The 12,447-nt window shown below is 64.0% G+C and carries 13 protein-coding genes and 1 riboswitch; of the genes, 11 read left to right on the top strand and 2 right to left on the bottom strand.

The window, feature by feature from the left end; all coding sequences use genetic code 11:
* The first annotated feature begins 33 nt into the window (after positions 1–33).
* The gene (locus ACEN42_RS02130; RefSeq protein WP_187609304.1) at positions 34–1,500 is read left to right on the top strand and encodes a glutamate synthase subunit beta; all 1,467 of its coding nucleotides are present in this window, start codon (positions 34–36) and stop codon (positions 1,498–1,500) included.
* Positions 1,501–1,552: 52 nt separating this feature from the next.
* Here ACEN42_RS02130 and ACEN42_RS02135 read toward each other — a convergent pair whose 3' ends face one another.
* Positions 1,553–2,338: a DUF1828 domain-containing protein gene (locus tag ACEN42_RS02135; RefSeq protein ID WP_371880523.1), complete on the bottom strand. Its 786-nt coding sequence runs from the start codon at positions 2,336–2,338 to the stop codon at positions 1,553–1,555.
* A 237-nt stretch (positions 2,339–2,575) separates the two neighbouring features.
* The gene (locus tag ACEN42_RS02140; RefSeq protein WP_371880524.1) at positions 2,576–4,318 is read right to left on the bottom strand and encodes an ABC transporter ATP-binding protein/permease; all 1,743 of its coding nucleotides are present in this window, start codon (positions 4,316–4,318) and stop codon (positions 2,576–2,578) included.
* 231 nt (positions 4,319–4,549) lie between these two features.
* Positions 4,550–4,674, top strand: a riboswitch (TPP riboswitch).
* Positions 4,675–4,857: 183 nt separating this feature from the next.
* Between ACEN42_RS02140 and ACEN42_RS02145 the strand changes: the two genes are divergently transcribed.
* From ACEN42_RS02145 to ACEN42_RS02190, 10 genes are all read left to right on the top strand, one after another.
* Positions 4,858–6,006, top strand: a complete 1,149-nt coding sequence (locus ACEN42_RS02145) for an FAD-dependent oxidoreductase (protein WP_371880525.1) — start codon at positions 4,858–4,860, stop codon at positions 6,004–6,006.
* Positions 6,007–6,022: 16 nt separating this feature from the next.
* Complete coding sequence (thiS, locus tag ACEN42_RS02150) at positions 6,023–6,220, top strand: sulfur carrier protein ThiS (RefSeq protein WP_035506668.1); 198 nt, start codon at positions 6,023–6,025, stop codon at positions 6,218–6,220.
* A gap of 23 nt (positions 6,221–6,243) precedes the next feature.
* Entirely contained in the window at positions 6,244–7,050 is an 807-nt protein-coding gene (locus ACEN42_RS02155) for a thiazole synthase (RefSeq protein WP_238217196.1), read from the top strand.
* On the top strand, positions 7,047–8,132 hold the full coding sequence (gene thiE, locus ACEN42_RS02160) for a thiamine phosphate synthase (RefSeq protein ID WP_371880526.1): 1,086 nt from the start codon (positions 7,047–7,049) through the stop codon (positions 8,130–8,132). Before ACEN42_RS02155 ends, thiE begins: the two co-directional genes overlap by 4 nt.
* Positions 8,133–8,229: 97 nt before the next feature.
* Positions 8,230–9,045, top strand: a complete 816-nt coding sequence (locus ACEN42_RS02165) for an ABC transporter ATP-binding protein (RefSeq protein WP_371880527.1) — start codon at positions 8,230–8,232, stop codon at positions 9,043–9,045.
* On the top strand, positions 9,042–9,809 hold the full coding sequence (gene mlaE / locus ACEN42_RS02170) for a lipid asymmetry maintenance ABC transporter permease subunit MlaE (RefSeq protein WP_371880528.1): 768 nt from the start codon (positions 9,042–9,044) through the stop codon (positions 9,807–9,809). The genes ACEN42_RS02165 and mlaE overlap by 4 nt, the downstream gene beginning before the upstream one ends.
* 93 nt (positions 9,810–9,902) lie before the next feature.
* Entirely contained in the window at positions 9,903–10,484 is a 582-nt protein-coding gene (gene mlaD, locus ACEN42_RS02175; protein WP_035506660.1) for an outer membrane lipid asymmetry maintenance protein MlaD, read from the top strand.
* A gap of 10 nt (positions 10,485–10,494) precedes the next feature.
* Entirely contained in the window at positions 10,495–11,379 is an 885-nt protein-coding gene (locus ACEN42_RS02180; protein ID WP_371880529.1) for a VacJ family lipoprotein, read from the top strand.
* Positions 11,380–11,503: 124 nt separating this feature from the next.
* Entirely contained in the window at positions 11,504–12,133 is a 630-nt protein-coding gene (locus tag ACEN42_RS02185; RefSeq protein WP_238295348.1) for a phospholipid-binding protein MlaC, read from the top strand.
* On the top strand, positions 12,130–12,417 hold the full coding sequence (locus tag ACEN42_RS02190; protein WP_238217186.1) for a lipid asymmetry maintenance protein MlaB: 288 nt from the start codon (positions 12,130–12,132) through the stop codon (positions 12,415–12,417). Before ACEN42_RS02185 ends, ACEN42_RS02190 begins: the two co-directional genes overlap by 4 nt.
* Positions 12,418–12,447 lie beyond the last annotated feature (30 nt).

Raw genomic sequence — 12,447 nt, forward strand, 5'->3', positions numbered from 1 at the left:
GGAGCGCGATCCTCACCAAATACAGAGAAAGAAATGGGCAAGGCAACCGGTTTTCTCGAATTCGAACGCCGCCACGAGGCGTACGAAGCACCGCTGACCCGCGTCAAGCATTACAAGGAATTCGTCGCCGCGCTGACGGATGAAGACGCCAAGGTTCAAGGCGCGCGCTGCATGGATTGCGGCATTCCGTTCTGCAACAACGGCTGCCCGGTCAACAACATCATTCCGGACTTCAACGATCTCGTGTTCCAGCAGGACTGGAAGAGCGCGATCAACGTGCTGCACTCGACCAACAACTTCCCCGAATTCACGGGCCGCATCTGTCCGGCACCGTGCGAAGCGGCGTGCACGCTCGGCATCAACGACGATCCGGTCGGCATCAAGTCGATCGAGCACGCGATCATCGACAAGGCATTCACCGAAGGCTGGGTCGTGCCGCAGCCGCCGAAGCACAAGACGGGCAAGAAGGTCGCTGTCGTCGGTTCGGGTCCTGCGGGCCTCGCGGCCGCGCAGCAGCTCGGGCGCGCGGGGCATGAAGTCGTCGTGTTCGAGAAGAACGATCGCATCGGCGGACTGCTGCGTTACGGCATTCCCGACTTCAAGCTGGAGAAGTGGCTGATCGACCGCCGTATGCGTCAGATGGAAGCCGAAGGCGTGTCGTTCCGCACGAACGTGTTCATCGGTAAGGATCCGTTGCCGGCGTACATCGGCAACACGGCGAAGGAAACGATCACGCCGGACGAGCTGAAGGAACAGTTCGACGCGGTCGTGATCGCGGGCGGCTCGGAAACGCCGCGCGATTTGCCGGTGCCGGGCCGCGAGCTGGAAGGCATCTACTACGCGATGGAATTCCTGCCGCAGCAAAACAAGGTCAACGCCGGCGACAAGCTGACGGATCAACTGCTGGCGAAGGGCAAGCATGTCGTCGTGATCGGCGGCGGCGATACGGGTTCGGACTGCGTGGGCACGTCGAATCGTCATGGCGCGAAGAGCGTGGCGCAGTTCGAACTGCTCGCGCAACCGCCCGAGGAAGAAAACAAGCCGCTCGTGTGGCCGTATTGGCCGATCAAGCTGCGCACGTCGTCGTCGCATGAAGAAGGTTGCGATCGCGACTGGTCGGTGGCGACGAAGCGCTTCGAAGGCAAGAACGGCAAGGTCGAAAAGCTGATCGCGGTGCGCGTCGAGTGGAAGGGCGGCAAGATGCAGGAAGTGCCGAATTCCGAATTCGAACTGAAGGCCGATCTCGTGCTGCTCGCGATGGGTTTCACCCAGCCGGTGTCGCCCGTGCTGGAGGCGTTCGGCGTCGAGAAGGATGCGCGTGGGAACGTGCGCGCGGCGACGGAAGGCGACAAGGCGTATTACACGTCGGCGGACAAGGTGTTCACGGCGGGCGATATGCGCCGTGGTCAGTCGCTGGTCGTCTGGGCGATTCGCGAAGGACGTCAGTGTGCGCGGTCGGTGGATGCTTATCTGATGGGGTCGAGCGAGTTGCCGCGGTAGGTCTCGGCGATGCTTGATGAAAAGGCCACGCGACTGCGTGGCCTTTTTGCTTCTACGCGGCGCGCATCCGATGATGAATCTTTTTTGCGAGCGCTGCCTTTGCGTCGATCGAATCGACCATGTCGTTGGCCGCGTTCATCAAACGGCGCAGATCGCTGCTCGGAATCGCGCTCGCGTCCTGGAACACGACGATCGAATCGAAGCGCTCGATGTACTGGTCGATGTGCTGAAGCACGATGGTCGCGAGCCGCGCGCGTTCCTGGCTCGCCACGCCGAAGACGAAGAGCGGTGTGCGTGCGCCCCTGATCGAAAAGTCGATGGGATAGTCGACGGCGTCGGGGACTTCCGGCGCCAGATAGTTTTCGACGATATTGTCGGCGCCGACGATTTCGGTCAGATTCAGCTTCAGATCGTCGAAGAACGTCGATGCAACGCGCGCCTTGCTCCAGCTTCGAAGGTCGTTGACGCGAAGCATCGCTTGTCCATAGCGAAGCAGCGAAATCCCGAGAAACTGCTCATCCGATTCGGACACGATTTGCCCGTCGTCGGCGAGTCGCGCACCGTACTCCGCCAGCATCTTGTCGAGCAGCACGCGGCGTGGACCGCGCATCAGGGCCGAAGTGTCCGAATCGTACGAGACACGCATCAGCGTGGAACCGGCGTCCTCGATTCGCCACCCTCCCATCGTCTGCCGAAGCCATACGGTCACGTAGTCGCCGTCGGGTTCGAGCAGCGGCATGGAGAGTCGCAAGGCATCGCCATCTTGTGCGACGTCGAGTTCGGAACACCACGATTCGCACAGCAGTCGCCTCACGGCGTCCGGAGTGTTGTGCAGCATGTCAGAACTCGAGTTCAGGTTGAAAAGGATTGTGCGGATTGACGATGATCTTCGGCGTGCGTCGCATTGCTTCGAGATCCTCGTCGGTCAAGAGCTGAAAGTCCATTTGCTGTCCATGTGCCGGGTACGCGACAGTCTAGGGCGCAGCAAATCGATCGAATCAACCCGATCGACAAATAAGAAAAACCGCACCGGATTGCTCGCGGTGCGGTTCGTCGAGCCATCGATGCCAGGGCCTCAAACCTCCGCCATCGCCCTCTCGATCTCGATCTTGTAATCATGGAACATCGCCACCGACTCGCGATGCGCCACGCTCAGAATCGCCGCCTTCGGCAGCCGTTCGACGAGCGTGTTGTAGATATGCAGTTCGTTTTCCGCGTCGAGCGCGCTGGTGGCTTCATCGAGAAACACGAAGTCCGGCTTGTGCAGCAGCACGCGCGCCGCGGCAAGACGCTGTTGCTCGCCCGGCGACAGACTCCGCGCCCAGTGCGCGCTTTCCTCCAGCCGGTCCGCATACGCTTGGAGATTGCACAGACGCAGCGCTTCGCGCGATTCGTCGTCGCTGAACGTGCCTCCGGGCGACGGATACGACAGCGCCGCGCGCAGCGTCCCGATCGGCAGATAGCTCATTTGCGGGATGAACATCATTTTTGCGTCGACGGGTGCGTCGATGGTGCCGTCGCCGAAAGGCCACAAGCCGGCCAGCGCGCGCATCAACGTGCTCTTGCCCGACCCGGACGGCCCGACGACGAGCCAGCGCGAGCCCGGCTCGATCGACACGTTCGCCACGCGCGAGAGCGGCGTGCCGTTGGGCAGCGCGAGCATGAGGCCGTTCGTCGTGAGCGAAGGCGTGCTCGTGTAATGCAGATTGATGCCGCCGTGTTCCGTCGCCGGCGACGTTTCCTCGCGGATATGGGTCGAGCGCATCACGCGTTTGAATTCGCGCAGACGGTTGACGGTAGCGCGCCATTCGACCAACGTCGAATAACTATTGATGAACCATGAAAACGAATCGCTGACCGTGCCGAACGCCGATGAAATCTGCATCAGCACGCCAAACGAAAACGCGCCCGCGAAGTAGCGCGGCGCGGCGACCATGATCGGAAAGATGATCGCGATCTGCCCGTAGAAGCTCAACACGAAGGTCATGCGCTTCGTGTACTTCATGATGAGCCACCAGTTGTCGCGAATGCGCTGGAAAATGGTCTTTGCGTTGGCGGTCTCGGTGGAGATGCCGTCGTAGAACGCGATCTGCTCGGCGTTTTCGCGCACCCGAATCAGCCCGAAGCGAAAATCCGCTTCCACTTTCTGCTGCTGATAGTTGATCGACACGAGCGGATGCCCGACCTTCTGGATGATCAGCGAGCCGAGAATCGCATAGAGCGCGGCGGCCCACACCATGTAGCCCGGAATCGTGATCGGCGTGCCGCCGAGCGAGAACGTGAGCGCGCCGGCAATGGTCCAGAGAATCGTGATGAAGGTGACGAGCGTGACGAGCGTCGAAAGCAGGTCGAGCGACAGCGAAAGCGTGGTGGTGGCGAAGGACTGGAGGTCGTCGGAAATACGCTGGTCGGGGTTGTCGGCGAGGCGATCGCGCTCGATACGGTAGAACGCCTTGTCGCCGAGCCATTGCTCCAGAAACCGGTTGGTGAGCCATTGCCGCCAGCGGAACGCGAGCATCTGCCGCAGATAGCGCCCGTACACCGCGAGCAGGATGTACGCGAATGCGAGGCCCGTGAAGATCAGCAGAAGGTGCGGGAAGTCCTTGACGTTCTTGTTCTGCAGCGCGTTGTAGAAGTCGGCGTTCCAGCTGTTGAGCCGGACATTGATCCACACGACTGTCATGTTGATCGCGATGATCGCGACGAGCAGGCCCCACGCGAAACCGCGCTCCTCCGAGACCCAGTAGGGCTTGATGAGGCTCCAGGCCGAGACTTCGTCGGCCTTCTGCTGCGTGCTTTCGGTACGAGTGTTGGTCATGAGCTTCCTGCTGATGCGCCCCGTGGCGCCCGATTGTGACGTCCGCGGCCGGGCCGCGCGCGGCGTTTTCCGGCCCCGTAAATTGTTCCGGGATTCTCTTAACGCTCGCTTAATTTCGTGCGATCGGCCGGCGAACCATGTTCGCGGCATTGTGCCAGAGTGCCGACGCGCGCGATAAAAGGCGGGCAATCCCGGTTTGCAGCGGCTTCGCCTTTCATGTTTTAATGATCCTCGACGAAACAGGGGTGCTTCGCGTGCATCGGCGGCCGGAACGGTCGGCAGCGCGGCGAGGCTGAGAGAGACCCTTTGCACCCGATCCGGGTAATACCGGCGAGGGAAGTTTCCGGAGAACGCGCGAATCCCGCGCCATTCCTCCAGTCTCTTCCAGTATTTTTCTTCCGCCCGGCACGTTTCATCCGATGCCGAGCCGGTCTCTCCGCTGATTTCGTCCTCGTGATGTGGCGTCGCGCCAGCACGGTCGAGATCGCGTACTTCGTCTCCTCGTGCGGTGCAGCGTCACGCCCTTTGGAGACATCGAATTGAACAGGATCGAACAGGGCGCGCCGCGCCGGCAGGATTTCGCCGTCGTCGGCGGCGGGCTCGTCGGACGGCTCGTCGCCTGGCAGCTTGCGGGCGCGGGCCATGACGTCGCGCTCTACGAACGCGGCGATGCGGCGGGCACGCAATCGGCTGCGTGGGTCGCCGCCGCGATGCTCGCGCCGCTCGCGGAAGCGGCGAGCGCGGAGCCGCTCGTGGTCGGCCTCGGCGCGGCGTCGCTCGAACGCTGGCCGCGTCTCATCGAGCAATTGCCCGAGCCGGTCTTCTTTCAGCGCAACGGCACGCTCGTCGTGTGGCACGGTGCGGATCGCGCCGAGGCGCCGCTTTTCGAGCGCCGTCTGCGCGCCAATTCGCCTCCCGATCTGCTCGATGGCGGGTTCGTCAAGCTCGCGGGCGCGCAAGTCGCGCAGGCCGAACCCGCGCTCGGAACGCGCTTCGCACAGGGCTGGCTGCTGCCGAACGAAGGCCAGCTGGATAACCGCCAGGCCCTGAGCGCGCTCGCGGCCGGACTCGCTGCGCGCGGCGTGCGCACGCACTGGAACACGCCGGTCGACGCAATGCCCGACGCCCGCTGGATCATCGATTGTCGTGGTCTGGGCGGAAAGCCCGCGTGGCCCGCGCTGCGCGGCATCCGCGGCGAAGTCGCGCGCGTGCATGCGCCGGGCATCGGGCTTTCGCGGCCGGTGCGGCTGCTGCATCCGCGCTATCCGCTCTATATCGCGCCGAAGGAGAACGATCTGTACGTGATCGGCGCGACGGAAGTGGAAGGCGAAGACATGTCGCCCGTCAGCGTGCGCTCGGCGCTCGAACTGCTGAGCGCGGCTTTCGCCGTGCATCCGGGTTTCGGCGAGGCGCGCATCCTCGAACTGAATTCGCATTGCCGGCCGACCTTGCCGGATCATCGGCCGGCCATCGTCTGGGACGGGGCGCGGACCTTGCGCGTGAACGGCCTGTATCGGCACGGTTTCATGATCGCACCCGAAGTCGCGGATGCCGCGAGCCATCTGGCCGAAGCGCTCGCTTCAGGCGACGTCGCCGATGCCGACACCTTCTCCGATTTCCGCGGCGCCGCGCGCTGGCCCGAACTGCTGCACGGCGAGTTCTCGGTCGCGCCCGCGCTTTCGCATTGAGCAAGAGACAAACGAGATGAACATCCACATCAATCAGCGTGTCTTCGATTTGCCCGACACCGCCACCGTTACCGAAGCGCTCGCCGCGTTCGGCGCGAAGCCGCCGTTCGCGGTTGCGTTGAACGGCCAGTTCGTCGGGCGCGGCGAGCACGCCACGAAAACGCTCGCCGCGGGCGACAAGCTCGACGTCGTTTCGCCCGTCGCGGGCGGCTGAATTCCGAACCGAAGGATCGAATCATGACCATATCCACCGCCGACGTTCTCACGCTCTACGGCGAGACCTTTCCGAGCCGCGTGCTGCTCGGCACTTCGCGTTATCCGTCGCTGCAATCGCTGTCCGACTCCATCGACGCCGCGCGGCCTGGCATGGTCACGGTCGCGCTGCGCCGCCAGTCGGAAACGGGCGAAGCCGGCTTTTTCGATGTGCTGAAGCGCCACGGCGTCGCGCTGCTCCCCAACACGGCCGGATGTCAGAGCGTCGACGAAGTGCTGACCACCGCCCATATGGCGCGCGAAGTATTCGAAACGCCGTGGATCAAACTCGAGCTGATCGGCGACGATTACACGCTGCAGCCCGACCCGATCGGCCTCGTGGAAGCGTCCGCGAAGCTGATCCGCGAAGGCTTCAAGGTGCTGCCGTATTGCACGGAAGACCTCGTGATCGGCAGGCGCCTTCTCGATGCCGGCTGTGAAGCGCTGATGCCGTGGGGCGCGCCGATCGGCACGGGCAAAGGCGTGACCAATCCGTATGGGCTGCGTACGCTACGCGAGCGGCTGCCGGACGTGCCGCTGATCGTCGATGCCGGTCTCGGTGTGCCGTCGCACGCCTGCCAGGTGATGGAATGGGGCTTCGACGGCGTGCTGCTCAATACGGCCGTATCGCAGGCGACTTTCCCGCCGCAGATGGCGCGGGCCTTTGCGCTGGGCGTCGAGGCGGGGCGCACCGCATTTCTCGCCGGCCCGATGGCCGAACGCGACAGCGCGCAGGCGAGCACGCCGGTCGTCGGCATGCCGTTCTGGCATCAGGACGGAGGCGCGGCATGAGCTTGCTGAATCGCGAAGTTTTCTGGCCGCCGGCCGACGAGCTGATCGAAGTCGCCGAGCGGATTCGCGCGCGTCTGGGCGAATGGCCCGCGGCCGAAACGCGCTGGCGCATCTGCCTGACCGCGCCGGAATCGCCGAAGGCCGGCGATCTGATCGTCGCGGCCGAGTCGCACGACGCGGACAGCGCGCGGCTCCTGGCAAGCGGCGCGGCGGTGCTCGACGCGCGTGACGGCCGCGTGACGCTGCATCGTGGCGACGAACGTTTCGCGCTGGAAGGCGAATGGTCCGATGATTGGCTGGCCGCGCTCGCCGCCTTCCTCGATTGCAACTTCGAACCGCACGACGCGCTCACGCTCGCGCTCGCCTGGCGCGCGGGCGACGAGAACAAGGCGGACGCCTGGCCTGTCGATTTCGCTACTTTCCCGCGCGTCGCCGATTTGCCGCCGGCTCCCGAGGGCGGCTTCCCGGCGTGTCCCGATCGCCTCGGCCTGTATCCGGTGTTGCCGAGCGCGGACTGGGTGGAACGCGTGCTGGACCTCGGCGTGCGCACCGCGCAATTGCGCCGCAAATCGACCGACGCCGCCGATTTGAGCCGCGAAATCGCACGCTCGGTCGAGGCGGGGCGTCGGCATGACGCGCAGCTTTTCATCAACGATCACTGGCGCGAGGCGATCGCGGCGGGCGCGTACGGCGTGCATCTCGGCCAGGAAGACGTGCAGACGGCCGATCTGAATGCGATCGCGAAGGCCGGCGTGCGACTCGGACTCTCGACGCACGGCTATTACGAGATGCTGCGCGCGCTGCATTTCAAGCCGAGCTATCTCGCGCTCGGCGCCGTTTTCCCAACCACGACGAAAGTCATGCCGACCAAGCCGCAAGGGCTCGCACGGCTCACGCGCTACGTGCAGCTTTTGTCGGGACGCGTGCCGCTCGTGGCGATCGGCGGAATCGACGCCAAGGTGATGCCGGACGTCCTCGCGACGCGCGTCGGCAGCGCTGCGGTCGTGCGCGCGGTCACCGAAGCGGCGGACACGGCGGCGGCGGTCTCGTTGCTACAACAAATGTTTGCAAGTCAATGGTGAAAAATCCCAAAAACGAAGGGGCGCAAACCTAGGCAAAGCACCGATTGCACGCAGGCCCTATAATTCGGCCTTTTGCGTCAACGGAATCTCTTACCCAGTGCCTGCTTCTTCCGAGACTATGCTGGAGCTACGCGACGTCGATTTCGGCTACGGCGACCGGCTCGTACTGTCGAACCTGAACATGCGTTTCCCGCGTGGGCAGGTGGTCGCGGTCATGGGCGGCTCCGGCTGCGGCAAAACCACGACCTTGCGCCTGGTCGGCGGCCTCGTGAAGGCGAGCCGCGGCCAGGTCACGTTCGATGGACAGGACGTCGGCGCGCAGACGCGCGACGGTTTGTACGCGCTGCGCCGCAAGATGGGCATGCTGTTTCAGTTCGGCGCGCTGTTCACTGACCAGACCGTGTTCGAGAACGTGGCGTTCCCGCTGCGCGAGCACACGGATCTGCCGGAAGCGTTGATCCGCGATCTCGTTCTGATGAAGCTGAACGCCGTCGGTCTGCGCGGCGCGCGCGATCTCGCGCCGTCCGAAATTTCGGGCGGCATGGCGCGGCGTGTGGCGCTCGCCCGTGCCATCGCGCTCGATCCGCAGCTCATGATGTACGACGAACCGTTCGCCGGCCTCGATCCCATCTCGCTCGGCATCACGGCGCAACTCATCCGCACGATCAACGACGCGCTCGGCGCAACCTCCATTCTCGTCACGCACGACGTGCCGGAATCGTTCGCCATCGCCGACTACGTGTATTTCATTGCGAACGGCGGCATCCACGCCGAAGGCACGCCGGCGGAGCTGCGCGCATCGCAGGACCCGACCGTGCGCCAGTTCATCGACGGCACACCGGACGGCCCGTTCAAGTTCCACTACGCGAGCACGCCGCTCGCCGCGGATTTCGGCATCGGAGGGCAGGCATGATCAGCGCGCTCGGACGCTGGGTGCTCGACGGTTTCGGCACCGCGGGCTACGCGACGCGCATGTTCCTGCGCCTCGTGCTCGAATTTTTTTCGCTGTTGCGTCGCCCGCGACTCGTCACGAAACAGATCCACTTCGTCGGCAATTATTCGCTCGTGATCATCGCGGTGTCGGGATTGTTCGTCGGCTTCGTGCTTGGCTTGCAGGGCTATTACACGCTGAGCCGCTACGGCTCGGAACAGGCGCTCGGTCTGCTCGTCGCGCTATCGCTCGTGCGCGAGCTCGGGCCGGTCGTCACGGCGCTGTTGTTCGCGGGGCGCGCGGGCACGTCGCTCACCGCCGAAATCGGGCTGATGAAGGCGGGCGAGCAACTCACCGCGATGGAAATGATGGCGGTCGACCCGCTCAAAGTGGTCGTCGCGCCGCGCATGTGGGCGGGCATCATCGCCATGCCGGTTCTCGCGGCCATTTTCAGCGCGGTCGGCATCATCGGGGGCTACGTCGTCGGCGTGATCCTGATCGGCGTCGATCCGGGCGCGTTCTGGTCGCAGATGCAGGGCGGCGTGGATGTGTGGCGCGATGTCGGCAATGGCGTCATCAAGAGCATCGTGTTCGGCTTCGCGGTGACGTTCATCGCGTTGTTCCAGGGCTACGAGGCAAAGCCGACGCCGGAAGGCGTGTCGCGAGCGACGACCAAGACCGTCGTGTACGCGTCGCTCGCCGTACTCGGGCTCGATTTCCTGCTGACCGCATTGATGTTCAGCTAATGGACCAGGCGCAGGCGCCGGGCAAGGCGCGGGCGTTGTGAAAGGCACAGACCATCACGCGCCATCTGCGAAAAGATTCTCTTTGGGAAGACGATGAAAAAGACTGCTCTCGACTTTTGGGTCGGCCTCTTCGTGGTGCTCGGTTTCGTGGCGCTGCTCTTTCTTGCGCTGAAGGCGGGCAACATGAGCTCCCTGTCGTTCCAGCAAACCTACGAGGTGAAACTCAAGTTCGACAACATCGGCGGGCTCAAGGCGCGTGCGCCGGTCAAGAGCGCGGGCGTGACGGTCGGGCGCGTGGGCGGCATCGGCTTCGACTCGAACACGTACCAGGCGGTCGTCACGATCGATATCGACAAGCAGTACCAGTTCCCGAAGGATTCGTCCGCGAAGATCCTGACGTCGGGTCTGCTCGGTGAGCAGTACATCGGCCTCGAGCCGGGCGGCGACGATCAAATGCTGAAGAACGGCGACACCATCACGATGACGCAATCGGCAGTGGTCCTCGAAAACCTGATCGGCCAGTTCCTCTACAACAAGGCGGCGGATTCCGGCGCCTCGAAATCATCGGCAGCGCCGGCAGCGCCTGCGCCCGCACCGGCTTTCCCGGGCGCGGCGAGCGCGATGGGCGCATCGGGCGCGGCCGGGGCGAATGCCGCCTCGGCACCGGCTCAATAAGGAGAACAGCATGCAGGCGATGGGGATGCGGCGCGCAATCATCGTGACGGGCGCGATCGCGCTCGCCGGCTGCACGACGGTGACGACACCAACCAAAGGGGATCCGCTCGAGAGCTACAACCGGACGATGTTCACGATCAACGATACCGTCGATCAGTACGCGTTGAAGCCGGTGGCGAAGGGTTACGTGTGGGCCGTGCCGGAGCCGGTGCGCAACAGCGTGACCAACTTCTTCTCGAATATCGGTGACGTCTACATCGCCGCGAACAATCTGCTGCAGTTGAAGATTGCGGATGGCGTGTCGGACATCATGCGCGTCGCGATCAACACGCTGTTCGGCGTCGGTGGCCTGTTCGACGTCGCGACCATCGCGAAGCTGCCGAAGCACTCGGGCGATTTCGGCCTGACGCTCGGGCACTATGGCGTGCCGGCCGGCCCGTATGTCGTGCTGCCGTTGCTCGGGCCGAGCACCGTGCGGGATTCCGCGGGTCTCGTCGTCGATTATTTCGGCAATCCGCTCACCTATGTGAGCCCGGATTCGGTGAGCTGGGCGCTCTATGGCGTGAACCTCATCAATGTGCGCGCGAATTTGCTCGGCGCAACCGACGTGCTCGCCGATGCCGCTCTCGACAAGTACTCGTTCGTGCGTAACGCGTACTTGCAACGCCGTCAGTATCTGATCTCCGGCGGCGAAACCAACATGCCGGATTACGGCGAAGCGCCGCTGCCGAATTACGGCGACGAGGGCGCGGCTCCCGCGGCGGGTGCATCGGCCACAGCGGCTCCGGTTTCCGGCACGGCCGCTGCGCCAGCTCCGGCGAGCGGACCGAGCAGTACGGTGCCGGGCAACCAGTATGTCCCGCCGTCCGGTTTCCCTTCATTCCGCTTGCGGTGAGCGGCTTTTCGCTAACGCGCGGTAACATATCTAACGACATTTCTTACGCTTTGGATGCTGCACCGCCTGAACTCGATTCAGGCGGCGCGCTCAAACCGAAGCCTCTACTTTTGCAGGGTCTGTGATGAAAAAACTTCTCCTTCTTCCCATCTTCGCGATGTTCATGGCGCTTTGCGGCGCGGCGTCGGCGCAGAGCGTCGATTCGAGTTCGCCCGACGTGCTGATCAAGACGGTGACGCAACAGGTCCTCGACGAAATCAAGTCCGACCCGAAGATTCAGTCGGGGGATATCGCAAAGATCACCGAGCTCGTCAATCAGAAGATCCTGCCGTACACGGATTTCACGCGCACGACGCGCCTCGTGATGGGCCGCAACTGGAACTCGGCGACGCCGGAGCAGCAAAAGCAGATCGTCGAGCAGTTCAAGATGCTGCTGATCCGCACGTATTCGGGTGCGCTCGCCCAGGTGCGCAACCAGACGGTGCAGTACAAGCCGTTCCGCGCTAATCCGGAAGATACCGACGTCGTGGTCCGCTCGGTCGTGATGAACAACGGCTCGCCGGTCGAACTCGACTATCGCCTGTACAAGACGGCCCAGGGCTGGCGCGTGTACGACATCAACGTGCTCGGCGCATGGCTGATCCAGGCGTATCAACAGCAGTTCAACGAGCAGATCTCGCAGAATGGCGTGGGCGGTCTGCTGCAGTTCCTGACGCAGCGTAACCAGCAACTCGCGAGCGGCAAGGCATCGTGAGCACGCCAGTCACGGGCGGCCGTTTCCAGACGGCCGCGACCCTGACCCACGAGAGCGCGAAGGCCGCGCTCGACTCGGGTCTGTCGCGCATCGCAGCAGGCGCGACCGAAGTCGATTGCGCGCCGCTCACGCAGTTCGACTCCTCCGCGCTCGCCGTGTTGCTCGCATGGCAGCGCGCCGCGTCCGCGCGCGGCGCCGCACTGGGCGTCGTCAATCTTCCTTCCGGGCTCGTCAGTCTCGCGCGAGCCTACGGCGTCGATACGCTTCTCTCGTTCCGACATTGATCCTGTTCTGACACCCCGTGCAGAACGCGG

The organism is Caballeronia sp. S22, assembly GCF_964261745.1.
Lineage (GTDB): Bacteria > Pseudomonadota > Gammaproteobacteria > Burkholderiales > Burkholderiaceae > Caballeronia > Caballeronia jiangsuensis.